The sequence below is a fragment of the Candidatus Thiothrix phosphatis genome (assembly GCF_035668035.1).
Classification (GTDB): domain Bacteria; phylum Pseudomonadota; class Gammaproteobacteria; order Thiotrichales; family Thiotrichaceae; genus Thiothrix; species Thiothrix phosphatis.
This window is the reverse complement of record NZ_JAYMYJ010000160.1, coordinates 50,127-74,148: the sequence shown is the minus strand read 5'-3', so window position 1 is coordinate 74,148 and position 24,022 is coordinate 50,127. Positions and strand designations below refer to the sequence as shown.

The following is a 24,022-nucleotide window of genomic DNA, read 5'->3' as shown; positions in this document are numbered from 1 at the left end:
TTACCCTTTGCGCTGGGCGTCGATCACGGAAGAAAGCTGCAACAGCTTTTCCAGCACATCGCCCAATTGCTCCACATCACGGATTTCCAGGGTAAAGTCCATGACGGCAAGGCACGGGTCGTGGATTTCCCGGGTGTGCAGGCTGTGGATATTGACCTTTTCCTTGTCCAGCAGGCTGGTGATGTCGCGCAACACGCCGGTCTTGTTGTAGGTCGAAACCGTAATGTCAGCGGCGTAAGCGGCGGCATTAGCACCCCAATCCACTTCTTCGATAATCCGTTCCGGACGCTCCTTGCGCAAATTCGCCAGGTCAGGGCAATCGGCGCGGTGCACAATCACCCCGCGCCCTTGCGAGAGGTAGCCGATGATGGGATCACCATTGACCGGATGGCAGCAAGTCGCCATCTGCGTGTAGAGCTTCCTGACCCCGCGCACCTCCACATCATTGCGGACGGTTTCCCGGCTTCTGGTGGTGCGCAGCTTGAATTCCGGCTCATGCGAACGCAGCAGGAAACTGCGGATCTGCGCAGGGGAAATTTCATTCCTGCCGATGGCAATCAGCAAATCGCGCTCCGTATTGCGGTTGAACTGGCGCGCAAGCTCCGCATGATCCAACTTGCCAAGATTGACCAAGTGGCGCTCTTTTTCCAGGATGCGCTCGCCGTCCCGGTAATTCTGCTCGTAGTTTTGCTGGCTGAACCACTGCTTCACTTTCTGCCGGGTGCTGCCGGAGCGGATGAAACCCAGTTCCGGATTGAGCCAGTCCTGGCGTGGCCGCTCTTCCTTGCTGGCCAGGATTTCCACCTGCTCGCCGTTGTTCAGGACATAATTGAGCGGCACGATGCTGCCATTGACCTTGGCCCCACGGCAGCGGTGGCCAATGCTGGTGTGTACATGATAGGCAAAATCCACCGGCGTGGAGCCTTTCGGCATGTCGATGATCCTGCCCTTTGGCGTGATCACAAACACCCGGTCACTGAACACCTCAGTACGAAAATCCTCCAGCAATTCACTGTCGCTTTCATTGGACTCCAGCAGGCGGCGCATCGAATTGATGGCCTCATTCATCGCCTTGTCCTGCTTGCCGCCCTCCTTGTAATGCCAGTGGGCAGCCACCCCCAGCTCGGCGAAACGGTGCATTTCACGGGTGCGGATCTGCACTTCGACATATTTGCCGTCGGGGCCAATCACCACGGTGTGGATGGACTGGTAACCATTGGGTTTCTTGTTGCCGATGTAGTCGTCGTATTCTTCCGGAATGTGCCACCACTCTTCGTGCACAACATCCAACGTCTGGTAACAGATATTGGTGTCTTCGACGATGACGCGCACGGCGCGCAGGTCGTAGAGTTCCTCGATGCCGACGTGCTTGCGGCACAGCTTTTTCCAGATGCTGTACAGGTGTTTGGGGCGCCCGTAGACTTCGGCGCTGATATTGTGCCGATCCAGCAAGGCCCTAAGGGTTTGGATGAAGTCGGCGATGTACTGCTCACGTTCAATGCGCTTGTCCGCCAGGGAAGAGGCGACGCTTTTGTAGGTTTCGGGATTCAGGAAACGGAACGACAGGTCTTCCAACTCCCATTTGACCTGGCTAATGCCCAGCCGGTTGGCCAATGGCGCATACAAATCCATGGTCTGGCGCGCCACGCAGCGGTGCAGGTCGGAGGTGTCCACCCGCGCCAGCAGACGCAGGTATTGCAGGTTCCAGGCCAGCTTCAACAGGACGGCACGAATATCCTTGATCATCGCCATCAGCATGCGGCGCAACTGTTCGCCCTGCTCCTGGCGGGAAATGCCGGTGTCGGTCGTTTCCACACAATCGCGGAAACGTTGCAGGTTGCGGATATCCTCACACAAGCGCCGCACCGGCTGGCCGTAATATTGTTCGATGTCCTCCAGCGTCAGGAAGTCATGGAAACGCTTGTCGCACAACAGGGCGGCGAACAAGGTGGTCTGGTCAACGTCCAGATGGCGCAAGATTTCCGCCACATCCAGGCTGCATGGCTGCATCAGGTCGGTGGGTGGAGGCAATTGCATAATACTTTCAATTATCTGCCCCAACAGATAATAATCCCGCTCGCTGTCTGACACCCAGAAACGGTCAATCCAGGCCTGACGGGTACGGGACTCGGTATTGGTGGTTTTGCTATGTCGCATGTCGGCAAGGCATCCTCGTTGCCATATTTATTATTTATAGCGTTGTAATGACAGCTTCCAATTGCGCCAGATGGGTGATAATGGCGTCCGGTTCCTCTCCCCCGGGCCATTCCGCGCCTGCCGGATTAAACCAAACAGTACGCAAACCGGCGCTCGCTGCCCCTTGTATATCCCTTATCGGGTCATCGCCCACGTAAACAGCCTGCCCCGGTGGAATGTCCACTTTCGCCAGCGCCTGACGGAAAATGTCCGGGTGCGGCTTGGCGACCCCGGCCTCTTCAGCGCTGTGGGCAAACTGGAACAAATGTCCCACCCCGATGTGATGGACACTGGCGTTGCCGTTGCTGATAACCCCCAGCATGTACTGCTCCGCCAATCCATGCAGGACTTCCAGCGCGCCTGCAAAAAAGCTGACTTCATTACGGGCCAGCCAGAAAATTTCAAATCCCGGCTCCACCAGCGCCACAGGATAGTCATGCTCCTGCGCCAAGTCCGCCAGCCAGTTTTTACGCAAGCGGGTAAGATTATACAGCAATTCAGGGTATTGCTGCATGTAGTTGATGCGTTTTTTGATGAGTTCCGTTGGCGTATGGCGTTCGGTAATGCGCGGATAATGCCTTTCCAGCCATTCATAAAAGCGCTGTTCGGCGCGTTCAATCACCGGCTTACAAGCCCACAGAGTGTCGTCCAAATCAAAAGCGATGCATCGTATAGTCATGATGAAACCCAACATTCACTTGCAGTAGAATCCAATATTAGCAATAGCTAACACAGTTAAATACAAACGGAGGTTTGCATGAAAATCCGTAGCCTGATAATTCTGGCAATAGGCTTGCTGGTATTTCCTGTTTCCCTGTGGGCAAAGACGACGGTGCTGATACACGGCTTCCAAGGCAATGGGATGAGCTGGCGGATGGATGGCGTGACACCGGCGCTACAGCAAAATGGCTGGGTGGATGGCGGCAATTTCATCCCCACGCCGCAAGGCCCCTATGACCCTGTCAGCCCCCAGGGAAAGCCGGAACGGATATTCTACACCGTGGAACTGCCTTCCCACGCACCCATCATGGCGCAGGCCAGAATGCTGGATGCCTACCTGCAACGCATTTACGCCCTGCGGCAGGAACCGCTGACCCTGGTTGGGCATTCAGCAGGCGGGCTGGTGGCACGCGCCTGGCTGGTCGCCGTCCGCAGCGTCCCCGTGGAAACGCTGGTCACCATCGCCACGCCTAATATCGGCACACCAACAGCGGACATGGCTTGCCTGGCCAATGACACCCCACTGTCCATGTTCGCCGGAGCCATCATGGGAATGGGCCAGTGGGTCGATGGTACCGATGATTTGTACCGCGACCTGCGCACTGAAAAGCCGGGCCGTTTCCTGTACTGGCTGAACCACCAGCCGCATCCGCCTATCCGCTATGTTTCAATCGTGCGCGACAATCAGCTGCGCCCTGACCGGTACGACTTTGTGGTTCCCGAGACTAGCCAGGATATGAACAAGGTGTTCGCCCTGCGCGGACAATCGGAATACTGGGCAGTGAAAGGCTCACACTTTCTGGGCGTCCCTGACGGTTATGCGCTGGCGATGGCGTTGAGCCGCCCGTAAGCCAGCCTACACCAGCGCCAAGTTGCCGCCGCCACAACACGGCGGCGACCTGTTTCCACATAACCCCCTACTCAATTGCCCAACAATAGTGTTAAGATGACTTTATTCACAGGGGTATGACCTTGAAAAAAAGCAAGCAGGATAATATTAAAATCAACATCCTGTCCGTAGAATAAGCTGTCTGCGTACCAAACACCATGCACGTATTACCCATGAACTTGGCGGATGAGCCACTGACCATCACTTTTCCGATTGCGGCTGTGCTGCACCTGATGCTGATTTTCGGCATTGGTTTCCTGCCTGCACCGGATCCTTCCAAACAACTGGCACCGGTGCTGGACATTACCCTTGTCCAGACCCACTCCGAACAAGCGCCCGACAAGGTTGACTTCATCGCCCAGGCCAATCAGGAAGCCAGCGGCAGCAGCGATGAAAAGAACCGCCCGCAAAGCCCGCTGTCATCGCTGCAACCCATTGAATCCACAGGGGAGTCGCCGGTACAGTCGGAAGCCAGTTCGCCAGACAGCCAGCTCAAGCTGCAACCGCAAATCCTCACCACCAAAGGTGAAACCTTCAAGCACGTCGACAAGGCACCCGAGCAGCCTGAAGAAGAGGACGTGCCGGTAGCCGACGAACGCACCGACTCCACCCAGGAAATCGCCCAATTGCTGGCAGAAATGGATGAGGAGGAAGCCCGTTACGCCCGCCGCCCGCGCATCCACTTCATTGACGCCGTCAGCGCCAAAAGCGCGGTGGAAGCCGAATACATCGACGCCTGGGTGAAAAAGATCGAACGCATCGGCAACATCAATTTCCCCGAGGAAGCCATTGCCCGCAACCTCAGCGGCAAGTTGATCCTCAACGCCACCCTGGACCATGATGGCCGTGTCGTGAATGCGCAAATTAGTCTATCATCAGGCTATGACGTGCTGGACAAAGCTGCCTTGCGTATTGTCAGGCTCGCAGGCCCTTATCCGCCGCTGCCAGAAGAAATCCGCCGCAAGTGGGACCAGTTGAACATCACCCGCACCTGGATTTTCCATAGCGGGACGCTCAACACCCAATAAATAGCCTGACTGCAAGCTGGTAACGCCGTGACTCAAGACATCCTCAATCTGCGCAACCATTTGCTGATCGCCATGCCCAGCATGGGTGATCCGAATTTTGACCATACGGTCAGCTTGGTTTGCCAGCATGACGAATTCGGCGCATTTGGCGTCACCATCAACCGCCCGCTGGAGATGACTGTCGGTGAACTGCTGGAACAGCTTGACATCAACATCCATGACCCGCACATCGCCGGGCAGGCCGCCCTCAGCGGCGGGCCGGTGCAGGCCGAACAGGGGTTCGTGCTGCATGACGGCGAACGCAGTTGGGAAAGCACGTTGCGCATTACCGACAATCTGGCGCTGACCTCTTCCCGCGACATTTTGCAGGACATCGCCAACGGCGCTGGCCCGCGCCATTTTCTGCTGGTTCTGGGTTGCGCAGGCTGGAGCCCCGGCCAGTTGGAGCACGAAATCAAGGAAAACGCTTGGCTAACCTGCCCATCAACCAGCTCAATCCTGTTCGAAACGCCTTACACCGAACGTTGGCGTGGCGCCGCGCTGACCATCGGCATTGACGTCAATTTGCTGGGAATCGCCGCAGGCCACGCATGAACCATCTGACCGTGCTGGGATTCGATTATGGCAAGGCGCGGATCGGCGTCGCTGTCATCAACACATTGGCTGGCGTCGCCATCCCGCAATCCGTCATCGCCGCGCGTGATGGCGCGCCAGACTGGGAGGCCATCAGCCGTTGCTTGCAGGAATGGAAACCCGCCCGGCTGGTGGTGGGCATGCCGCGCAAACTGGACAATTCCGCCAGCGCCATGCAGGAGCCGATTGAACGCTTTATCCGCCAATTGCAGGGCCGCTACCAACTGCCGGTGGATGTGGTCAGTGAACAACTTTCATCCCGTGAAGCCGAACAACGCCTCAAACTGGCGCGGCAAGCGGGCCGCAAGCGCAAAATACGCAAAGAAGAGATCGACCAGATGGCCGCCGCCATCATCCTCGAAAGCTGGATGCAGGAATATGCCCATGGACAACAAGAACCATAACGTCAACACACTGATCGGCCAACTCGAACAACAAACCCGCCAGTGGATACAGGACAAGGGCATCACCAACCCGGTCATGGTCGGCATCCACACCTCCGGCGTCTGGATTGCGCAGGAATTGCATCAGCGCCTGCAACTGCCGGAACCCTTGGGTGAACTGAGCGCCACCTTTTACCGCGACGATTTCGACCAAGTTGGCCTGCACCGCCAGAACAAGCCTTCCCACCTGCCATTTGACATCAAGGATCGCCATGTATTGTTGGTGGATGATGTGGTCTACACTGGGCGCACATTGCGTGGGGCCATGAATGAGCTGTTCGACTTTGGCCGCCCTGCCAGCATCACCGCCCTGGTGCTGATTGCGCGCGGTGGCCGCGAACTGCCGATTGAGCCGCAAGTCGCCGTGCTGCATGAGGAGCCCGGCCCGCGCTTCCGCTACGAACTGTCCGGTCCGCAACCGCTCGCCTTGCAACTGGTGGAGCTGGCGTAAGCCGCCTACGGGGAAGCTGTCGGTTTGGCCGCAATTCCCCCAACTTTAGCAGGACTCCCTATGCAAGCCCTCATCCTCGGCGGCGCACGTTCCGGCAAAAGCCGCCACGCCGAACAGCTTGCCCGGCAATCCGGGCGCGAAGTCATTTACATCGCCACCGCCGAAGCACAGGATGGTGAAATGCAGGCGCGCATCGCCCATCACCGCGCCAGCCGCCCCGCCCACTGGCGAACTGTCGAGGAACCATTGGCGCTGGCGGCGGCCTTGCAACAGCACGCCGCCGCCAACCGCTTATTACTGGTCGATTGCCTGACCCTGTGGCTGGCCAATCTGTTGGGCGTGGACGCAGGGCAGTGCCTGCACACCGAAACACAGGCCTTGCTTACAACCCTTCCCAGCCTGCCCGGCGATGTCCTGCTGGTCAGCAACGAAACCGGCCTCGGCGTCGTGCCGCTCGGTGAACTGACCCGCCGTTATGTCGATGCGGCAGGCCGTTTGCACCAACAACTTGCCGCGCAACTGGATGCCGTCGTGTTCATGGTGGCAGGCTTGCCGCTTACCCTGAAAGGAACCCCCACATGGAATGGCTGAACACCCCTTGCCAAATCCCCAACGCCGCCGCCATGGAAGCTGCCCGCTGGCATCAGTCGCAGCTGACTAAACCCGCGGGTTCACTGGGGGAACTGGAAACTATCGCCATCCGGCTAGCAAGCCTGCAAGGGCGTGAACGGCCAACCGCCGACAAGGTATTCATCAGCGTGTTCGCCGCCGACCATGGCGTGGCGGAAGAAGGCGTCTCGGCCTTTCCGCAAGCGGTCACTGCACAAATGGTGGCGAACTTCCTCAACGGCGGGGCTGCCATCAGCGTACTGGCGCAGGAACTCGGCGCAACGCTGGAAGTGGTGGATGTCGGCGTCAAAACCCCCATTGCCCACCCCAGGCTGATCAGCCAGCGGGCGGGCGCTGGCACTGCCAACAGCGCCATTGAAGCGGCAATGGCCCACAACCAGCTTGCCCTCGCCTTGCAAGCCGGAGCGGACGCCACTGCACGCGCCCAAGCCGCCCAAACCGACCTGTTCATTGGCGGGGATATGGGCATCGCCAACAGCACCGCCGCCACCGCCATCTATTGCGCCCTGCTGGATACGCCGGTCACGGAGGCAACAGGTTCCGGAACCGGCTTAAACAGCGCAGGAGTATTGCACAAAGCCGAGGTGGTGCAACGCATCCTCAATCGCCACCACCAGCATTTCGGGCAACCGCTGGAAGTGCTGCGCCGCCTGGGCGGCTTCGAAATCGCCGCCCTGACTGGCGCGTATGTGCGGGCGGCGCAACTTGGCTTGCCGGTGCTGGTGGACGGTTTCATCAGCACCGCCGCCGCCTTGCTCGCCAGCAAAATTCAGCCTGCGGTGGCAGACTGGCTGATCATGTCCCATACTTCTGCTGAACAGGGGCATCACTTCGTCATCACGGAGTTGGGACAGCGCCCCTTATTGGATTTGGGCCTGCGCCTGGGCGAGGGCAGCGGCGCTGCGGTCGCCGTCCCCCTGCTGCGCATGGCCTGCGCCCTGCATAACCGGATGGCGACCTTCGCTGAAGCCGCCGTCGCCAGCAAATTGTAAGCGAATATGGACCAAAAAAACGACAATCCCGAACAGGACAACCGGCCGGAATCCACCCCTGAACAAGAGGCGCAGGAATCCGCCCCCATTACGGCCCCGACCACCATTGACCTGCTGCGCCACGGCCAAGTCGCCACCCCCAACCTGTTCTGCGCCCCCAGCAACGAACCGCTGGGCAACAACGGCTGGAAACAGCTCACCCGAGCCACCCAAAGCGGACGTTGGGATGCCGTCATCACGTCCCCCACCCGCCGCTGCCATGACTTCGCCAGGTTGCTGGCGCAACGGCAGGGCTGCCCATTCACAATCGATGAACGCCTGAGCGAAATGAATTTCGGCGACTGGATCGGCAAAACCCAGGCGGAAATCTGGGAGCAAGACGCCGAACTGATGCAACGCCTATGGCGCCAGCCACGCCGTTTCATCGCCCCCAATGGCGAAGCGATGGAAGATTTCATCATCCGCATCCACACCGCCTGGAATGACCTGCAAGCGCAGTACGCCGGGCAACAGGTGCTGGTGTTGACCCATGCTGGCGTCATCCGCGTGGTGCTGGCGCGGGTGCTCGACATCCTGTACCAGAAAAGCCTGCGCTTTGAAGTCGGCTACGCCCAGTTGAGCCGGGTGCGCGTTTATCCGGATGGGGAAGCTTCCCTGGTGGGGCACGGCCTGCCGCAAGCCTGATGTGGAAACACGCCTGGCTGGCGGTTGCTTTCCTCACCCGCCTGCCGACGCCGGATCTGGGCAAGCTGGAAGCGGAAGATTTCGCCCATTCCGCGCTGTTCTACCCCTGGGTTGGCGCGCTGGTCGGCGCATTGCTTTGCCTACCGTGGCTGCTGTTTCCCCACGCCCCAGCGTTGCTGCTGGCCGCGATCCTGACCGCATTGTGGGCCGGGCTGACTGGCGGGCTGCATCTGGACGGCCTGGCCGACAGCGCGGACGCTTGGCTGGGCGGCTTTGGCGATGAGGAAAAAACCCACCGTATCCTCAAGGATCCGCTGACTGGCGCAGCGGGCGTGATTGCCGTCGTCAGCGTCATGCTGCTGAAATTCGCCGCCCTTGCCGCATTGCTGGAGGGCGGGCAAGGGTTGCTTATTTTATGTGCGCCTATTATGGGGCGGGCGTTGATCCTGTTGTTATTCCTGACCACGCCGTATGTGCGGGCTGGCGGGCTGGCCAGCGCCGTCACAACGCATTTGCCGCGCGCCACCGCCTGGGGGACGGCGTCAGCCTGTTTGGCGGCGGGGATAGTTGTTTCCGCCTGGGGAACAGCGGCCATGCTGACGGGATTCTGGCTGCTGCGGCGTCTCATGTTGCAACGGTTGCAGGGCTGCACCGGCGACACCGCAGGCGCCACCGTCGAATGCGGTGAAATGTTCTGGCTGGTTGGCACAGCCTTATCCATGCCGTAAAGCAAACCATACCCGACCAAAGATTTCATTTTTTAGACAAACCGTCATAATCCGCCGAAAAAAATTGGCGTGAACTGGTTCACCCATCTAACTTTATAAGAATCTGTCGATCTATATAACAACACTGGGCAAACAATAATCTGTGGGGAGCACCGTTATGCCACAAACCATTTCCGTCAGCGCTGACAACCGCACTGCTGTCAAAACCCGGATTCAGGAACTCAACCGCTTGGCGCAGGACGCCGATACGCAGATGCGTAACGCCCTCACCGCCCACAACCAGGAAGCAGCCACCCAATGGCGGCAACGCCGCGACGCCTACAATGCCGAGGTGAAAAAGCTGACTGACTGGCTGAACAACCCATCCGGCCCAATGCCCGACCTGGGTGGCGGAAGCGCCACAGGCACCGCCGCCGGGCTGACAGCAGCGGAAGCGCAACGTCTGGCCAAACTGCCTTATGACATCCAATACGCCGAACAACAACTGGCCAAAGGCGACTCCCGCTATCAGGCCATCCTGCAAAACCTCCAGGCGGAACAGGCAGCGCTGCTGCGGAAGCAGACAGGTGGGGCGCCAGATCCGGTCAGCCGCATGACGCCGGACGAAATCAGGAAACGCCTGGGCGAGTTGCCGTACAAAATCCAATACGCCGAAAAAATGCTGGCAGAATACCGCCGCTACAACAACAGCCCCAAAATCGCCGAATGGACGCAGGAACTGCAAAACCTGCAAGCGGAGCAGGCGCGGCTGACCCAACTGAGCGGCAGCGCAGGCAATACCGGCACCACGGGTGCCGTCGGCGATAGCGGAAACGCATCCGGCGGGAGCTCCGGCAACCCAGCCGCCAGTAGTGGCGACTTCATCACCACCACCGCCGACACCTTCAATGCTGATGGCAACCAGGATTTCGCCCACAACGCCATCCTCAATGAATTGCTGGCGAACAAATACAGCGTGGCCAATATGCGCAACGACGCCAATGCGCGCGCCTATGATGCAGTCCGCCAGAACAGCGGCCAGCCTTTGCACTGGATCCGCAACCAGCAACAGGCGGATGCGCTGTCCAACAGCCTGCCAGCCGCTGGCGACCTGGAAAGGCGCCGTTTCCCGCGCCTGAACCTGAGCGGCAGGCGCAGCGGGCAGGCGTTCTTTATCCGTGATTTCATGCAGGTTTACAGCGCAGGCAACCTGAGCGTAGTCAACCTGGTGGCCGTGGATGACACGGTTTACTCCGCATTCGCCCAGGATTTCGACAAACTGGTCAGCGGCATCAACGAGCGCCAACGGCAACGCGGACGCACCTACCGGGTGTTCCCTTTCATGCAGATGGGCCACCGCGACGCCTTCCAGCTGATTCCGGAGCCAGCGAATGGCGTTGACCGTTTCGGTGGCGTACAGATGCGCAATGTCAGTGTTTCCGGCAATGTGGTGTATTCCGACGGCGCATTGCAGGGTGTTTTTGCCTCCGACGGCGCGTTCCGCAACCTGCACATCCGTGACAACAGCTTGCAGATTGGCGGGCAGCACACCATTTCCATCAGCGGCATGTTGAGCGGCTCCATCATGGGCAACACCGACATCAACAACAATCCGTTGGCGGACAGCAAAATTGCCCTGTATCCTTTGCGTCTGGGTGGCGGAGCCAATATTTATGTACTAAGTTTCCGCAATAAATCCACGTTGAGGCCAACGGACGACAATTATTACCAGTATGAGGACATTTTGGGCGTACCGGCCACACGCGATTTCCGGCGGCAGGTCACGCCTGAAACGGCGGGGCGGAACAGCGTGTTTTACCGCAATGTGGACATGCCCGAACTGCATGCCCTGTTGAAGCGCCAACCACCCCAGACGGCGGCCCAATGGCGGGGTATCATGACAACGCTGGCCAGCCAGGGCTTCGCCCAGTCCGCCAGCAGCTAGAGGCGACCAGATTGATTATGGAGGATCGGCCAGACCATGGTGTGCAACAACAAGATCTTTGCCCTGTTACTGTTGGCCGGGCTTTCCTGCGCCGCCAGCGGCGACAGTCTGGCCGACAGCTCCCGGCGCACCAGCACACTGCCTTCCAGTTGGTACAAAGCCGCCTTTGAAACCCGTTTTCCGCCCGTTATCCCCAGCCTGCCGCCCGCCAATGGCTGGGCGGTGCTGTACAAGAACAAGGCGGACACCATGGGCAAGGAATACGAAAACATCTTCCAACCCATTGGCAAGGAGCTGGACGCCGCGTTGTCCGCAACAACCACCGAAAACCCATTCCGGAACCTGTTTTTCGCCATTTATGCGCCCACCAACATCGAAAAGCGCCAGCAATGTCTGGTGTTGGGCACACCTTTCGAGCTGGATGACAAACCCGCCACCAAGGAGTGGATCGTATCGTTTTCCGCCGTGCAATGCCTGAGCCAGGATGAAAGCCTGAAACTGCGCCAAGGCGACAATGACGCCCACAAATGGGTGGTGCAGAAAACCTCCACAGGCAAATACCGGGTGCTGGCGGAAGGCGACGGTTCCCTGTACGTGACCAATCACAACAAGGAGCAGGGCTACAAGGAAATCCGCACCCGCCTGCTCCTCAAATACGCCTTTCCGGACGACCCGCTGCAATGCGGCGGGGCTGAATTCACTTGGCGCTACCGCAACAATGGCTATTATCTGGCTGACACAGCCTACATGGCGCAGGATTGCCAGCCGCTGCATTTTCCCGAGCTGACTGGCGAAGCATGGCAAAACGCTTACGATGAATACGAGCGCCGCGCCAAACTGCTGGTGGATGAATGGCTGAAGCCGTTAAAAAAGGCTGACTGAAGCAACAAAACGGCAAGCGGTTTTCCCCTACAGGTCAATGCCCTTTTGCGCCTGGATGCCGCTGCGGAAGGCGTGTTTCACATCGGCGATTTCCGCAACAGTGTCAGCCAGCCCGCACAGGGCGGGGCTGGCGGCGCGCCCTGTGACAACCACATGTTGCAGTGGTGGGCGGGCGGCAATGGCCTTCAACACCTCTTCGGCGTCCAGATAACCGTAGTTGAGCAGGTAGGTAAGCTCGTCCAGCACCACCAAAGCGTAGTTAGGATCGGCCAGCATCTGCCGGGCGACCTCCCAGCCGTGCTGGGCGGTGGCGATGTCCTGTTCGCGGCTTTGCGTTTCCCAAGTGAAGCCGTCGCCGAGCACATGCCATTCGCAGCCGGGCTGGCGGCCAAAAAAGGCTTCTTCGCCGGTGTCGGTGCGGCTTTTGAGGAATTGGCAAACGCCGACCTGCATACCGTGCCCAAGCGCACGCCCAACCATGCCGAAGGCGGAAGAGGATTTGCCCTTGCCGTTGCCAGTCAACACGACCAACAGCCCCTTGTCCTGATTGGCGCGGGCGATGCTGGCATCGATGACGGCTTTTTTGCGCTGCATACGGGTCTGGTGGCGTTGGTGCTGGTCGGAGCCGGTCATGGTGGCGAGTCCTTCGTAAAGCCGCAGGGAGGGAGGATAATAGCCTCTTTAATCTCCATGGGCAGTTTCAAGCGTTTTATGTGTTGGAAAAGGGATTCGGCTTCCGGGTATTGGCGGCGCAAGTAGGTGAACCACTGCTTGATGAAACTGGCGGCGTATTTGGGGGCATGCCCCGTCAGCGTGTCCGCATAGCGGACAACCAACGGCAGGATTTCAGGCCAGGGCATGGGCTGGTAGGATGCGCCACCCTGTTGCGCCTTGATCGCCAAGGCCAAATCGGGGAAAGCGAGCGCGCCACGGCCCAGCATCAGGTCAGCACAGCCGCTGTCAGCCTGAGCTTGAAGGGCGGCACCCGGAGACCAGATGTCACCATTGGCAATGACCGGGATGTGCAATTTGGGTTTGACCTTGCCGATTTCTGACCAATAAGCGGGCGGCTGGTAGCCTTGCTGACGGGTGCGGGCGTGGACACAAAGTTCGTCAGCCCCAGCTTGCTGGATGCCCAAGGCAATGTCTTCGAACAGGCTGCCGTCGTGAAATCCGAGGCGGATTTTGGCGGTGACGGGAACCTGCGGGTCAACGGCGGCGCGCACGGCGCTGACAATGGCGCACACCCGTTCCGGTTCGCGCAGCAGGGCGGAGCCGCCATCACTGCGGTTGACGGTTTTGGATGGGCAGCCAAAATTGAGGTCGATGCCGGGCGCGCCCAATTGTTGCGCGACGTGCGCATTGGCCGCCATGACCGCAGGGTCGCCGCCCAGCAATTGCAGGAAAACCGGCATCCCGGCGGGTGTGGCACCCCCCGTCAGCAATTCCGGGCAGGCACGGTAGAACACGCGCGGCGGCAATGGCCGGTCAGTCACGCGCACGAATTCTGTCACGCAACGTTCATAGCCGCCGACGCGGGTCAGAATGTCGCGCAAGGTATGGTCAAGGACGCCCTCCATCGGGGCAAGGATCAGGCGCATGCAGGCAACATGGAGGCAATCATGCTTCAAAGATTGGTGAAAAACAGCGTGCTGCCATTGCAGGCGACGCACTCCCGGTAAAAATTATTCCCTTCCTTACGGATACGCGCTTTGCAGCCATCCTTATCGCAAGCCGCCTTGAGAGGCGTATTGCCATCACAGTCAAAGCATTTGAAATAATAGCCGAATTTCCCGTATTGGATGCCAATATTGGCGCTGCCGCACTTACGGCAGACAGGCGCATCGGCTTGCGATGGCTGCCCAACAACCTGCCGATCTGGCAAACCGAACTTTGCTTGGTAATCGACCGTGATGGGTTTATGCAAGGCAACCAGTTGCTTGGCGATGGCTTCCAGGGTTTCGGTTGAAACCATCCGGGCCGCTGCCCCCAATGTGTCCATAACCCCCAGTTTGTCGAATTTCTGCATGATGGTGTGCTCCAGGACATCCGCCTTGATGATCTGGCTGGTGTCCAGATGTTTGGGGCGGTCAATCCTGGAGGACGCGGAAACCAGCACATAGGGGACAAACGAAGGCTTTAACCTGATCCCCAGGCGGACTGGCATATCCAGCAAATTGAAAGCCTCTTTCAACACCACAATATGGCGCTCATTCTGCGCTACCGGCGATGGCATGCCTTCGTAGGTTTTCTTAAAATCATTCCAGCGTAAAAACTCAGCGTTCTCGTTAATTTTAATGCCGCAATTGAAATGCTTGGTTTCCAGCACAAATACCATCAGGCTACGGTTAATGAGCAAGTGGTCAATTTGTGCAACCCGGTCGTTGATCTCCAAACGTAAATCATGGATCACCGCATTGTTTTTGGAGCCTTTAAAGTGGAAATCGATCAGATAAGCCGCTTCCTCTTCGCCTTTTATCCCCGCCTTCAACAGGCGTATTTCTTTTTCAATGGCTTTTTGTTGGGATTCCGTAATGTTTGGATATTGTTTAAACCGCTCAAGAAGCTTCAAAGCGCCAGTTTTGCTGTCAGCAGATTTGATCAACATGTTTTTGCCCTGTATTTATGCAGATTTTATTGATTTTCTGTCCAGCAAGAAGAAGCCATAGACAGACCGATACGATCATAAATCAAACAGATTGTTCCCTCAAATGGTACACCGCCAAGAGGGCGACAGGTATTTCAACCCCTTCCGCCTCCCCGCATTTCACAAAGGGGCGCATCAAGGCAAAAAGCAGAGCCGCCCGCCACCGGAGCCGGATACAGCGGGCAGGTTGTTTGGGGCATGGCCACCCCACACAAGGCAAGCAATGTTCAGGCAGCAGTATGCCCCGTCAAACGGGACACTTGCATGACAGCGGCATGCGCCAGCGCAGCGATGCTGACGTAGAAACTGGTGACGCCCAAATCATGCGGCAGGTATTTAATCATATCCTGCGTAAAACCAGCCCAACCCTCTGCCGCAAACCGTGGCGACATGGCATAGAAACTGCCGCTGGAAACGGCTTCGCACACCACCACGCCCAGCAGCAAAGTAGCCGCCAACGGCAACAGCGCCGACAGGTTGTTGCGGTATTGGCCGCCAAACCAGCGCCCTGCCGCATACAGCGCGCCATACGCCGGAACCAGCGCCGCATATGCATCCGTCACGCAGAAACTGCTGACACCCATCTGCTTGATGGCAATGTAGTCAATCGCCACCGCCGCCGCCATGAACGCGCCAAAACCCAGCCAGTTGCGCAGGTAGAAACCCGCCAGAAAAAACACCGCCCACGATGCATCCTGCAAGTGGTCACCGACATGGATGCGGGTGGCCAGCATCGCCAGCAACAGCACACCGCCAACCAGCCATTGGTTTTTACGTGAAAGTACAAACATAAAATTTCTCCTTGTTACTTCGGCGCGTATTTCAGCGTCACCAAACCATTGACGCCATCCTGATTATAACCCTTGTTGGTCTGGTAATCTTTGTCCAGGACATTGCCGACCTTGACGCCAATTGTCCAGTCCTTCACCAGTTTATAGCTGGCGCGCATATCAAGCGTGGCGTAACCCGGCAATTTTCCACTGTCCGTGTTGGCTTCATCGGCATAGCGTTTGCCTTCGGCGTGCAGATCCGCACCCAGGCTAAATTTGCCGAAATCACGGTCGACCGCCACATTGGCAATCCGTTGCGGACGGTAAATCAAGGTCTTGCCCGCATTCACGCCATTGCGGTCTTGTGGCTGTTGCAAGGTCAGGTTGGCGTCGACATCCCAGCCCGCCAGACGGGTGCCCGCGCTGGCTTCCAGGCCACGGATGCGCGCCTGATCCACATTGGCAGGAACCCAGTCGCCGTTTGCATCCGGTGCCCAGGCAACCAGGTCTTCCACCCGGTTCTGGAACGCATTGGCCGACCAGTGGCCGTTGGGTAACGTTCCCTGCAAGCCCAGCTCCAGATTGCGGCTGGATTCCGGCCGCAAATTCGGGTTGCCGGAAAATGGGTAATACAGGTCGTTGAAGCTCGGCGCCTTGAAGGCAGTGGCGTATGACGCAGTGGCCCGCAGGCCATTGGCCAGATCGCGTCCGATAGCGGCCCCTCCGGTGTTGTGGCCGCCAAACTGCCCGTTGTCATCATGACGGGCAGATATATCCAGCCGGTTGCCGCCCGCCTCGGCCTGGTAGGCGGCAAACACGCCGGTATTGTTGCGGGAAGTGCGCGCATAGGCGCTGTCGCTGGTGACATGGTCATTCTGCTGGTCCAGGCCCAGCGAGAGGGAGCCAGCGGCACCCACGTTGATATCCGCCTGCAAGGATGCCGTATCCCGGCGGGTGTCGTAGGTGCGGAACATCGCCAGCGGTTCGCCATTGAGGTAATTGTCCGCCTCATCGCGCCCTTGCCCGACCTGCGCCGTCAGCAATACCTTGTCATTCAACGGCTGGCGAAATTTTCCTGCCAGCACGGACTGGGCAAAACGGGTTTCATTGTTGAAACTGTTGTCGAAATGGTTGTTCCCGGTGGCCTGCAAAGCACTGACTTCCACTTCCGCACCATTGCTGAAACGGTGCCCTGCGTGCAGGGACACGCTATCGTGCCGGTAGCCATCCTGATCCGGCTCCGAATTGTCCGCCAGCACGTTGAAGCCATCCGTCTGTTCGTGTCCGGCGTTGAAGCTGTACCAGGCATTGGCGTCGCCACCAGCCAGATTGATGTCCGCCTTGCCAGTATTATGGCTACCGGCACCGAACGTGATTTCCGGCTGGAAACCGTGGCCGCCCTTGCGGGTAAATATCTGGATCACGCCACCGATGGCTTCCGAACCATACAGGCTGGAGCGCGGGCCACGCACCACTTCGATACGTTCCACCTGGTCCAGCGGCAGATCTTCAAACGCCACGCTGCCGGTCGTGGCAGACCCAACCTTGACGCCATCCACCAGCACCAGCACATGGCTGGAATTACTGCCACAGATGAAAACAGAACTGATCTTGCCCATCCCGCCGCTGTTGCTGATGTTGACGCCGGGAATGCGTTGCAGCAATTCGGGAATGCTGGCGGCTTGCGAGGTTTCGATAGCCTGACGGGTAATGATGCTGACCGGGGCAAGGGTCGCATCCACGGTGCGCGCCTTACGGTCAGCGGTCACAACCACATCATCCAAGGGCGTGGCGTCTTCCGCCAGCGTTGCCGCCGATGCCAACAAACCAATACAGGATACGCCGCAGCAAGCGGCCACAGACAATAGTTTCATGGGGTAAAGTCCTAACTGTGCGCCCACCGCGCACGTTGAGTGAAAGTGATGTGGGGTGACATCACGCCTTGTCAGGCCGGTATCCGGGCTTGCAAGTGGAAAAAATCCCTTTCCGTCGCCACGCCTTCCCATGCTTGTGCACAGTGGCTTTGTGTAGCGGTTTGGCTTGCTTACCGTTGCGGGGGCAGCGCTGGCATTGCACCAGCTTCCCGTTTAACGCCTGCCAACGCAGACGCACCTGAACGGCTGGAGAAGCTACGGGATTCCAACAAGGCTGTCAAATGGAGGCGGTGATAATGTCCGTGAACAAAGTGCCAGGCAGATAATGCACACGGGTTTCCACATCACCATCGGCCAACAGCGCAATATCCCGCCACGCAGGGCGGCTATGGTCGAATTCAATGTGCTTGTGCAGCGGTTTCATCTGCACACAAGTCGCAGGCGTACCGTAGACGCCTACTTTGCGCCCATCCGCATATTCATAGTGGCCGTTGAACTCCTGATGGATATGGCCATTGAACACTGCCTTCACCTGTGGAAAATGCTCCAGCAGATTCCAGAAATAGCCTTGTTCACGCAGCCCCATCACATCCATCCACTCACTGCCGATAGGCATAGGGTGATGGTGCATGAAAACAGCCACAAAATGATCCTCAGGAATGGTGCCCAACAGCGTTTCAAAGCGGCTGAATTGTTCATCCGTAAGGCGCCCATTTGGTTTGCCGTCAGCATGGGTGTCGAGGAACAACAAATGCCAATCACCCAGCGCCACGGCTTCCGGCATTTGCACATTGCCCTTCAGGTGCGCGCGCATCATTTCTGGAATGTCGTGGTTGCCAGGAATCGTAAACACCGGCAAAGGAAAAGCATTCAGCATTTCATTGATGCGCTGGTAGGTGGCAAACGTTTCTTCCTGCGCAAGATCGCCCGTCAGCAATAACGCACTGTATCCATTCCTCCGGTCTTGAAGATGGGACAGGACAGCCTGCAAGGAACGGTTGGGATAAATTGGCATGTCCGTCCATGTCAGACGGGCATCATCACTAGCGTAACAATGACTATCGCTTACCTGAAACAAGCGAACGGTGTCAGGTGCTTTTCTCATATTCATAGCCCCCTCACGAGACTGGTATTAGGATAACTGACCACATAATTACATTTTATAGTGAATTCAGTTTCTTTGGCTAGTTCCTTTTTTCGGGCAATAATATCCTTGCCCTAGACAGGCACCATTAAGTTTCACCACGAAACACACTTAACTACGTTATCTTACTGCAAATGAAACTGATCGATACACATTGCCACTTTGACGAACCTGACTTCACAGATGACCGGGTATTATTAGTGGAGAAAATGCACAAAATTGGAGTGAGCGACCTTATATTACCCGCCATAACGGCCCGCTTCTGGCCTCGTTTGCGCAATATTTCTTCTATGTCGCCAAATATTCATGCTACTTATGGCCTTCACCCTGTATACCTGACACAACACTCTCCCAAAGATATTGTGGATTTACGTCATTGGTTGGAACAGGAACGGCCCGTGGCTATCGGTGAATGCGGGCTGGATTTCTATCTGCCCGAACTGGACGTTGCGCAACAAGAATGGTTCTTCACCAGTCACCTGAAATTGGCACGGGAATATGACCTCCCCTTGATCATCCACGCCCGCCGTTCAGTAGACAGCGTCATCAAACAGCTCCGTCGCTTTTCTGGGCTACGCGGCGTTATCCACAGTTTTGCTGGCAGCCAGCAGCAAGCTGACACCTTGATCAGGCTAGGTTTTTATCTGGGCGTCGGCGGAACATCGACGTATCCGCGCGCCCAACGTTTGCGAAAAATACTGGCGACCGTACCCTTGGAAACCTTATTGTTGGAAACCGACGCCCCTGACCAGCCGGACAGTGAGTGGCGCGGCCAACGCAACGACCCAACACGCCTACCCGTAATCGCCGCCAATCTGGCAGAATTGCGCCAGGAAAGCTTTGAGCGGGTCGCTACGGTGACCACGGCTAGTGCAATGCAATTGTTCAACCTTACACACACACCCATATGAAATATGCTTCCCCTATCCTAATGGCCCTGGTTATCCTGGCCGGACTCAGCCTGATTGTTACCCCTTATATTGCCGAAGTGTTTTTTCCAGCCCAGCAAACAACCCTGCGGACAGCCAATCCCCAGCAAGTTGCCGAAGCGCTGGCCAATTGGATGGAGACAACGCCAGATAAACTGGCCGGAACACAAGGCGTTAACCAAACTTCCGCTGACGGCAAAACATCCTGGTTTATGTTTACAGTTGAACGGCAACCGGTCGAGCACTTCATCCGCAAAAACCGCTTGCAACAGCAAGATCTCACCCCTCAGCTCCTACGGGAGGTATTCACCGGGCAAAATCCTCCCGCAGAGTGGTGGCAACCCGCCTCACTGGAACGTGAAACCTGCTTTATTGGTACGGATGAAGGCCGTGAACTTGGCCTAATTTATGATGCCGAACGGCAAAAAGGGTTTCTGGTAATCAGAACCCGCACAAAAACCAGTAACTTTTAGTGAATCACCCTGCCTGCAATTGCTGGCATTTCTGCTGAAACAGGGAACGCGCGCTTTGGATCCATGCATCTGGCGCTTGTGGGACATCAACGTCAATGATCCTTTGAACATTGCGCACATCATCCACAGTAAACTCGGCCAACTGCCGATAGCTCAGGATGCCTAACGCCTGCAACTTGCTTGCCAGTCCCGGATTGACGCCCTGAATACAGGTTAGGTCGTCACGCTCATGTAACTGCACAACGTCGTCAGCTTGTGAAGCTGCTGATAAAACTGAAGTTTGTTTATGACTTTCCACCCGCAGCACATCCAATTGCCGCCTGCTGTCCTGTAAATCCCTTTTTAGTCCAGCCAACATTTTTTCCTGTTGGTGGAATTGCTCCAGCAAGCTTTCATACTGACGCCGGTTCTTTTCCAACGCCTTACGAAGCTGTAAGAATTTGCCATAATCAGTCTCAGAGGGGGGAACACTGGCTTTACGCACCACTTTTTCCAAACACCGCAACTTATGACGTAAACTGATATTTTCCTGCAGCGAGTCATCATAATTGCGGCGCAACCCAGCCAACTCAATCCGGCCTTTCACTGCATGCTGTTGATACAGGAATCTTGCCATCCACCAACCTGCCATTATTCCTACAATCACAGAAACGGCCATAAAAGTAGCAACCTGGATAGCAAGATAACCCATGCCTATTCCTCGAGCACAGTAATTTCAATACGTCGGTTTTGCCTAGCCCCTTCTTCGTTGGCATTATCGGCAACCGGCCGGGTAGAACCATAACCTCGCGCCTTGACCTGTTTGGCATCTATGTCTTGCGATAACAGGTAATTGCGGATCACCTCCGCGCGCGCCTGGGTGACAGCCATATTGCCCAGCGCTGTCCCTTGGTTATCGGTATGGGCTGAAACTTCAATTTTCATGCTGGGGGTTTTCTTCAATTCAGCAATGACCTTTTGCAATGCGTTAATGGCTTCAGCATTCAATTCAGCCTTGGAATATTCAAACTGGATAGCGCTAAGATCTATTTGCTCAATTGGATATTTTTTAGACGGTGCGTGCAGGCCACCGCTTGGAGCAGGAAGAGGTTCCGGTGTTCCTTGCGTGGTCACCACTATCGGGACATTAACCGGAATCAGCCGGTTGCTAACAGCCCTCACCCCATAGACACCACTAACGACCGCCAGCAGACGCTCGGCGTCAGCATCACTGGCGACAGTTCCGGTAAGGATTCCATCACGCCCGCTAAAATGGACAATATCCGCAGGCAACCCGGCTTCCACCAATGCCTGCCGGGTACGTTGCAACAAATCCGTTTCAATTACCGATTGTTTAAACAGCAGGCTCAACAGAGTCAACACGCCCACTACAACCAACATGGTCAATGCGGTCAGTGGCAATAATTGCTGTCTGTTAAAAGCGAGGATGGCCATGAAAAACTCCGAATCTCGTTACTCAAACCATTGAATATAGACCAATGGTTCAGCATCGAGATTAGAAACTTTGATGGCTATCTACTAGCAATGACTGGATGGAGGGGAATAATGGCCGGATTAACAGAACAAGTAGTTAATTTTTAATGATTAACGGAGTAATTTAAGTAATAAATGACAATATTTCACGTGCCTCTTGGCGTTGTTGCTCACCACCTTCCACCAGGACATCTTGTAAAATATCGGCTGCCGCCTCGGAATCACGCAAATCCAAATAGGCCCGGGCAATATTCAGCTTAAGGTCAGCATCAGGGTTCCCTGGTGTGGCCGCCGCCACAGCAATCTGATGCTGGTTCTCTTCGATAGAAACAGTGTTAGATTCTTCCTCTTCCACCATTTGAGCAGCAGGAACAGGCGACGTGATCGGTGCAACTTCCCCTGGAGTTTCAACCTTAGCCGCCAACGGAGCAGGCGCAAGAGCCTGCCCCTGCTTGCGGCGTAACAACCAGATCAATGGCAGCGTCAGCAACGCCAACAACCCCAACAAACTCCAGGGAAGTATGCTTGAGGCAGAATCCTTGTCTTCAGCTACTGCCGCCGCCGCCCGAATCTGCTGCAAATCGTTTTGCAGGGCTTCGTTCTCATGCTTGGATCCAGCCAACTGTTCTTCAAGCGTTTTGGCTTTTGTTTGGCTGGCCTGCAGCTCCTGTTTAGTGCTATCTAACTGTTTTTGTAGATCATCACTGTCTGCGCCAGCCGCCGACTTGGCTTCCGCATACCCTTTAACCATTTCTTGCAAAGAAGCATTTTCTTCCTCCAGCATTGCGATGGTTTCTTTTTGTTCCGCAACCTGGGTTTTCAGGGACTGCAAAGTATCCTGACTTTCGCTGCCAGCGTTTCCTGCTTTTTCCGGTTTCGGCGCAGGAGCCTCAAGTTCAGGAATTTCATCAGGGGCAGGCAATTTCAAAGTTTTGCCTACAATCAAACGATTCATATCGTTATTCAGGAAAACATCCGGATTGCGGCTGAGAATTTCCTGCATGATGGCGGTACGATTGCTGTAGCCAGGGTACTGGCCAGCTACAACCTTGCCAAGAGAATCTCCTGCTTTGACTTCCCATGTCTTATCTTCAGCCTGGGCAACCTCAGCCAACCCTACGCTCAATAGGGCGGTCAAAACCCATACGCTTGAAAATTTCAGGTACGCCCATTTGTTGAAAGGAATAGACATATTCATGTTCAGCCAACCAATGTATCCATCAAATCAATCATAAATTCAGTATCTTCTTGCTCCTGAATTTCCCAACCGTGCAAACCCAAGCTGGCGAGCACGCTTTTGCCTTTGGGATCCGTGCTCATGGCAGGCAAGATACGCCGCAAATCAGCGTGCCTGTCGCGAATGCGCGGGCCCGCCAGTAAAACATGACGAATAACATGAATCTCACTATGCACCAGTTCCCGTAATTGCCGCTGGATCATAGTGGACAGTCCTGTAAAAGCATCCCGCAAAAAGAAACCGATGTCCGCCTCCCCCTGCAATAATTGTTTGGCCACCAATACATAGGTATCAACCGTTTGTACCTGAACATTCTCCATAGACAAATCGGCAGGCTCAAGCATGATCATCGAAATCAGGTTCACATCCGGGTCGTCCGTTGCCGCAATTCGGGTTCCTGGAAGCAAATCCTCCACATGACGCACAGACGAATCCTTCAATACAGCGATAATGGCCTCATCTGATTTGTGCTGTGGCGTTGCAATCGCCGTAAAGCCTTTTTCACGCACCAACATAGCCGCATCAAATGGGTTAGCATAAATCAGGTCAACACCATCCATCTGAATGACCCTACGCTGGCTGGCGAAGTCTGGAAACAGCTCCATATGGATCTGTTCGTTCAATTGACGTTGTAACCAAGTATTGAAAATATACCATCCGGCAATCTGGATGGGAGGAAAATCCGGGCTAACTGTCATGGTGTAACGCATGGCTTTATTCCTCTTCCTGTTTCATGCGAGCGTAAAGCGCCGTACATGCTTTCACTTGAGCGCGGGAAGGCTTGCGTCGCACTGATGTGCAACTGATTGCCTTGCCATCACGGATATTAAGGATGATGGTGGCGTACACCCAGTAGTAACGCCCATCTTTCCGCAAATTTTTGACGTATCCATGCCATTTTTCGCCTCTTGCCACCGTCTCCCAAGCATCCTTAAAAGCAGCCTTAGGCATATCCGGGTGCCGCAAAATATAGTGGGGCTTCCCTATCAGTTCCATCTCAGTGTAACCTGACATCTCCACAAACGCCCGGTTACAGTGAGTGATCACCCCTTGCAAATCCGTGCGGGAAACAATCAACTTGCCTTCCGGGAAAGGAACCTCTTCATCTTTAACAAGGACACGCCGAGAGCTGCCATCGTAATAATGCAGGAGATGTTCCGTATAGGGAGCTTGCACATCCTTGCTAGTCATGTCTTCCATCGCATCACTCCACAATGACCAGCACCATGTGTGACGCGCCACAACGCCACACCCAGTGACTGCATTCACTGATCA

General features: G+C 56.3%; 26 protein-coding genes and 1 riboswitch. Of the genes, 13 read left to right on the top strand and 13 right to left on the bottom strand.

The window, feature by feature from the left end:
• Nucleotides 1–2,157 (bottom strand): RelA/SpoT family protein, encoded by a 2,157-nt coding sequence (locus tag VSS37_RS21090; RefSeq protein ID WP_324698447.1) that lies wholly within the window; start codon nucleotides 2,155–2,157, stop codon nucleotides 1–3.
• A 34-nt stretch (nucleotides 2,158–2,191) separates the two neighbouring features.
• Entirely contained in the window at nucleotides 2,192–2,875 is a 684-nt protein-coding gene (locus tag VSS37_RS21085) for an HAD family hydrolase (RefSeq protein WP_324698445.1), read from the bottom strand.
• A 78-nt stretch (nucleotides 2,876–2,953) separates the two neighbouring features.
• On the opposite strand from VSS37_RS21085, the gene VSS37_RS21080 reads away from it, so the two are divergent.
• The 11 genes from VSS37_RS21080 to VSS37_RS21030 all read left to right on the top strand — a co-directional run bounded on the left by VSS37_RS21080 (nucleotide 2,954) and on the right by VSS37_RS21030 (nucleotide 12,200).
• The gene (locus tag VSS37_RS21080; protein WP_324698443.1) at nucleotides 2,954–3,766 is read left to right on the top strand and encodes an esterase/lipase family protein; all 813 of its coding nucleotides are present in this window, start codon (nucleotides 2,954–2,956) and stop codon (nucleotides 3,764–3,766) included.
• A 197-nt stretch (nucleotides 3,767–3,963) separates the two neighbouring features.
• Nucleotides 3,964–4,833 (top strand): cell envelope integrity TolA family protein, encoded by an 870-nt coding sequence (locus tag VSS37_RS21075; RefSeq protein ID WP_324698441.1) that lies wholly within the window; start codon nucleotides 3,964–3,966, stop codon nucleotides 4,831–4,833.
• Nucleotides 4,834–4,860: 27 nt separating this feature from the next.
• Nucleotides 4,861–5,427 carry a YqgE/AlgH family protein gene (locus tag VSS37_RS21070; RefSeq protein ID WP_324698440.1) on the top strand — a complete coding sequence of 189 codons (567 nt, stop codon included), beginning with the start codon at nucleotides 4,861–4,863 and terminating at the stop codon, nucleotides 5,425–5,427.
• Entirely contained in the window at nucleotides 5,424–5,870 is a 447-nt protein-coding gene (ruvX, locus tag VSS37_RS21065; protein ID WP_324698439.1) for a Holliday junction resolvase RuvX, read from the top strand. Before VSS37_RS21070 ends, ruvX begins: the two co-directional genes overlap by 4 nt.
• Entirely contained in the window at nucleotides 5,851–6,360 is a 510-nt protein-coding gene (pyrR, locus tag VSS37_RS21060) for a bifunctional pyr operon transcriptional regulator/uracil phosphoribosyltransferase PyrR (protein ID WP_324698437.1), read from the top strand. The genes ruvX and pyrR overlap by 20 nt, the downstream gene beginning before the upstream one ends.
• A gap of 60 nt (nucleotides 6,361–6,420) precedes the next feature.
• Nucleotides 6,421–6,951 carry a bifunctional adenosylcobinamide kinase/adenosylcobinamide-phosphate guanylyltransferase gene (gene cobU / locus VSS37_RS21055; protein ID WP_324698435.1) on the top strand — a complete coding sequence of 177 codons (531 nt, stop codon included), beginning with the start codon at nucleotides 6,421–6,423 and terminating at the stop codon, nucleotides 6,949–6,951.
• Nucleotides 6,939–7,982 (top strand): nicotinate-nucleotide--dimethylbenzimidazole phosphoribosyltransferase, encoded by a 1,044-nt coding sequence (gene cobT / locus VSS37_RS21050; protein ID WP_324698433.1) that lies wholly within the window; start codon nucleotides 6,939–6,941, stop codon nucleotides 7,980–7,982. The genes cobU and cobT overlap by 13 nt, the downstream gene beginning before the upstream one ends.
• Before the next feature lie 6 nt (nucleotides 7,983–7,988).
• On the top strand, nucleotides 7,989–8,666 hold the full coding sequence (locus VSS37_RS21045; RefSeq protein WP_324698431.1) for a histidine phosphatase family protein: 678 nt from the start codon (nucleotides 7,989–7,991) through the stop codon (nucleotides 8,664–8,666).
• Nucleotides 8,666–9,394 carry an adenosylcobinamide-GDP ribazoletransferase gene (locus VSS37_RS21040; protein ID WP_324698429.1) on the top strand — a complete coding sequence of 243 codons (729 nt, stop codon included), beginning with the start codon at nucleotides 8,666–8,668 and terminating at the stop codon, nucleotides 9,392–9,394. The genes VSS37_RS21045 and VSS37_RS21040 overlap by 1 nt, the downstream gene beginning before the upstream one ends.
• A gap of 157 nt (nucleotides 9,395–9,551) precedes the next feature.
• Entirely contained in the window at nucleotides 9,552–11,318 is a 1,767-nt protein-coding gene (locus VSS37_RS21035; protein ID WP_324698427.1) for a hypothetical protein, read from the top strand.
• Nucleotides 11,319–11,354: 36 nt separating this feature from the next.
• Nucleotides 11,355–12,200 (top strand): hypothetical protein, encoded by an 846-nt coding sequence (locus tag VSS37_RS21030; protein ID WP_324698425.1) that lies wholly within the window; start codon nucleotides 11,355–11,357, stop codon nucleotides 12,198–12,200.
• Nucleotides 12,201–12,227: 27 nt separating this feature from the next.
• Here the strand turns inward: VSS37_RS21030 and cobO are convergent, their stop codons facing one another.
• From cobO to VSS37_RS21000, 6 genes are all read right to left on the bottom strand, one after another.
• The gene (gene cobO / locus VSS37_RS21025; RefSeq protein WP_324698423.1) at nucleotides 12,228–12,833 is read right to left on the bottom strand and encodes a cob(I)yrinic acid a,c-diamide adenosyltransferase; all 606 of its coding nucleotides are present in this window, start codon (nucleotides 12,831–12,833) and stop codon (nucleotides 12,228–12,230) included.
• Entirely contained in the window at nucleotides 12,830–13,801 is a 972-nt protein-coding gene (locus VSS37_RS21020) for a tRNA dihydrouridine synthase (RefSeq protein WP_324698422.1), read from the bottom strand. The genes cobO and VSS37_RS21020 overlap by 4 nt, the downstream gene beginning before the upstream one ends.
• Before the next feature lie 26 nt (nucleotides 13,802–13,827).
• Nucleotides 13,828–14,808 carry a nuclease-related domain-containing protein gene (locus VSS37_RS21015; RefSeq protein ID WP_324698420.1) on the bottom strand — a complete coding sequence of 327 codons (981 nt, stop codon included), beginning with the start codon at nucleotides 14,806–14,808 and terminating at the stop codon, nucleotides 13,828–13,830.
• 266 nt (nucleotides 14,809–15,074) lie between these two features.
• Nucleotides 15,075–15,638 carry a hypothetical protein gene (locus VSS37_RS21010; RefSeq protein ID WP_324698418.1) on the bottom strand — a complete coding sequence of 188 codons (564 nt, stop codon included), beginning with the start codon at nucleotides 15,636–15,638 and terminating at the stop codon, nucleotides 15,075–15,077.
• Between the two features lie 14 nt (nucleotides 15,639–15,652).
• The gene (gene btuB / locus VSS37_RS21005; protein WP_324698416.1) at nucleotides 15,653–17,491 is read right to left on the bottom strand and encodes a TonB-dependent vitamin B12 receptor; all 1,839 of its coding nucleotides are present in this window, start codon (nucleotides 17,489–17,491) and stop codon (nucleotides 15,653–15,655) included.
• A gap of 57 nt (nucleotides 17,492–17,548) precedes the next feature.
• Nucleotides 17,549–17,748, bottom strand: a riboswitch (cobalamin riboswitch).
• A gap of 20 nt (nucleotides 17,749–17,768) precedes the next feature.
• Complete coding sequence (locus VSS37_RS21000; protein WP_324698413.1) at nucleotides 17,769–18,596, bottom strand: metallophosphoesterase; 828 nt, start codon at nucleotides 18,594–18,596, stop codon at nucleotides 17,769–17,771.
• Nucleotides 18,597–18,769: 173 nt separating this feature from the next.
• On the opposite strand from VSS37_RS21000, the gene VSS37_RS20995 reads away from it, so the two are divergent.
• Together VSS37_RS20995 and VSS37_RS20990 are read left to right on the top strand one after the other, a co-directional pair.
• Nucleotides 18,770–19,546 (top strand): TatD family hydrolase, encoded by a 777-nt coding sequence (locus VSS37_RS20995; protein ID WP_324698410.1) that lies wholly within the window; start codon nucleotides 18,770–18,772, stop codon nucleotides 19,544–19,546.
• Nucleotides 19,543–20,037: a hypothetical protein gene (locus VSS37_RS20990; RefSeq protein ID WP_324698408.1), complete on the top strand. Its 495-nt coding sequence runs from the start codon at nucleotides 19,543–19,545 to the stop codon at nucleotides 20,035–20,037. Before VSS37_RS20995 ends, VSS37_RS20990 begins: the two co-directional genes overlap by 4 nt.
• A 4-nt stretch (nucleotides 20,038–20,041) precedes the next feature.
• Here the strand turns inward: VSS37_RS20990 and VSS37_RS20985 are convergent, their stop codons facing one another.
• The 5 genes from VSS37_RS20985 to VSS37_RS20965 form a co-directional block, all read right to left on the bottom strand.
• Nucleotides 20,042–20,728, bottom strand: coding sequence for a helix-hairpin-helix domain-containing protein (locus VSS37_RS20985; RefSeq protein ID WP_324698406.1), 687 nt, complete (start codon nucleotides 20,726–20,728; stop codon nucleotides 20,042–20,044).
• Nucleotides 20,729–20,730: 2 nt separating this feature from the next.
• Nucleotides 20,731–21,471: an OmpA family protein gene (locus VSS37_RS20980; RefSeq protein ID WP_324698404.1), complete on the bottom strand. Its 741-nt coding sequence runs from the start codon at nucleotides 21,469–21,471 to the stop codon at nucleotides 20,731–20,733.
• Nucleotides 21,472–21,634: 163 nt separating this feature from the next.
• On the bottom strand, nucleotides 21,635–22,708 hold the full coding sequence (locus tag VSS37_RS20975) for a FimV/HubP family polar landmark protein (protein WP_324698402.1): 1,074 nt from the start codon (nucleotides 22,706–22,708) through the stop codon (nucleotides 21,635–21,637).
• A 2-nt stretch (nucleotides 22,709–22,710) separates the two neighbouring features.
• Complete coding sequence (locus VSS37_RS20970) at nucleotides 22,711–23,457, bottom strand: PhnD/SsuA/transferrin family substrate-binding protein (RefSeq protein WP_324698400.1); 747 nt, start codon at nucleotides 23,455–23,457, stop codon at nucleotides 22,711–22,713.
• A gap of 4 nt (nucleotides 23,458–23,461) precedes the next feature.
• Nucleotides 23,462–23,947 (bottom strand): PAS domain-containing protein, encoded by a 486-nt coding sequence (locus tag VSS37_RS20965; RefSeq protein WP_324698398.1) that lies wholly within the window; start codon nucleotides 23,945–23,947, stop codon nucleotides 23,462–23,464.
• Between the last annotated feature and the right edge of the window lie 75 nt (nucleotides 23,948–24,022).

Bases quoted from the DNA above. Each gene is read 5' to 3' on its own strand.
- VSS37_RS21090 (WP_324698447.1), bottom strand. From the start codon at position 2,157: ATGCGACATAGCAAAACCACCAATACCGAGTCCCGTACCCGTCAGGCC.
- VSS37_RS21085 (WP_324698445.1), bottom strand. From the start codon at position 2,875: ATGACTATACGATGCATCGCTTTTGATTTGGACGACACTCTGTGGGCT.
- VSS37_RS21080 (WP_324698443.1), top strand. From the start codon at position 2,954: ATGAAAATCCGTAGCCTGATAATTCTGGCAATAGGCTTGCTGGTATTT.
- VSS37_RS21075 (WP_324698441.1), top strand. From the start codon at position 3,964: ATGCACGTATTACCCATGAACTTGGCGGATGAGCCACTGACCATCACT.
- ruvX (WP_324698439.1), top strand. From the start codon at position 5,424: ATGAACCATCTGACCGTGCTGGGATTCGATTATGGCAAGGCGCGGATC.
- pyrR (WP_324698437.1), top strand. From the start codon at position 5,851: ATGGACAACAAGAACCATAACGTCAACACACTGATCGGCCAACTCGAA.
- cobU (WP_324698435.1), top strand. From the start codon at position 6,421: ATGCAAGCCCTCATCCTCGGCGGCGCACGTTCCGGCAAAAGCCGCCAC.
- cobT (WP_324698433.1), top strand. From the start codon at position 6,939: ATGGAATGGCTGAACACCCCTTGCCAAATCCCCAACGCCGCCGCCATG.
- VSS37_RS21045 (WP_324698431.1), top strand. From the start codon at position 7,989: ATGGACCAAAAAAACGACAATCCCGAACAGGACAACCGGCCGGAATCC.
- VSS37_RS21040 (WP_324698429.1), top strand. From the start codon at position 8,666: ATGTGGAAACACGCCTGGCTGGCGGTTGCTTTCCTCACCCGCCTGCCG.
- VSS37_RS21035 (WP_324698427.1), top strand. From the start codon at position 9,552: ATGCCACAAACCATTTCCGTCAGCGCTGACAACCGCACTGCTGTCAAA.
- VSS37_RS21030 (WP_324698425.1), top strand. From the start codon at position 11,355: ATGGTGTGCAACAACAAGATCTTTGCCCTGTTACTGTTGGCCGGGCTT.
- cobO (WP_324698423.1), bottom strand. From the start codon at position 12,833: ATGACCGGCTCCGACCAGCACCAACGCCACCAGACCCGTATGCAGCGC.
- VSS37_RS21020 (WP_324698422.1), bottom strand. From the start codon at position 13,801: ATGCGCCTGATCCTTGCCCCGATGGAGGGCGTCCTTGACCATACCTTG.
- VSS37_RS21015 (WP_324698420.1), bottom strand. From the start codon at position 14,808: ATGTTGATCAAATCTGCTGACAGCAAAACTGGCGCTTTGAAGCTTCTT.
- VSS37_RS21010 (WP_324698418.1), bottom strand. From the start codon at position 15,638: ATGTTTGTACTTTCACGTAAAAACCAATGGCTGGTTGGCGGTGTGCTG.
- btuB (WP_324698416.1), bottom strand. From the start codon at position 17,491: ATGAAACTATTGTCTGTGGCCGCTTGCTGCGGCGTATCCTGTATTGGT.
- VSS37_RS21000 (WP_324698413.1), bottom strand. From the start codon at position 18,596: ATGAGAAAAGCACCTGACACCGTTCGCTTGTTTCAGGTAAGCGATAGT.
- VSS37_RS20995 (WP_324698410.1), top strand. From the start codon at position 18,770: ATGAAACTGATCGATACACATTGCCACTTTGACGAACCTGACTTCACA.
- VSS37_RS20990 (WP_324698408.1), top strand. From the start codon at position 19,543: ATGAAATATGCTTCCCCTATCCTAATGGCCCTGGTTATCCTGGCCGGA.
- VSS37_RS20985 (WP_324698406.1), bottom strand. From the start codon at position 20,728: ATGGGTTATCTTGCTATCCAGGTTGCTACTTTTATGGCCGTTTCTGTG.
- VSS37_RS20980 (WP_324698404.1), bottom strand. From the start codon at position 21,471: ATGGCCATCCTCGCTTTTAACAGACAGCAATTATTGCCACTGACCGCA.
- VSS37_RS20975 (WP_324698402.1), bottom strand. From the start codon at position 22,708: ATGAATATGTCTATTCCTTTCAACAAATGGGCGTACCTGAAATTTTCA.
- VSS37_RS20970 (WP_324698400.1), bottom strand. From the start codon at position 23,457: ATGCGTTACACCATGACAGTTAGCCCGGATTTTCCTCCCATCCAGATT.
- VSS37_RS20965 (WP_324698398.1), bottom strand. From the start codon at position 23,947: ATGGAAGACATGACTAGCAAGGATGTGCAAGCTCCCTATACGGAACAT.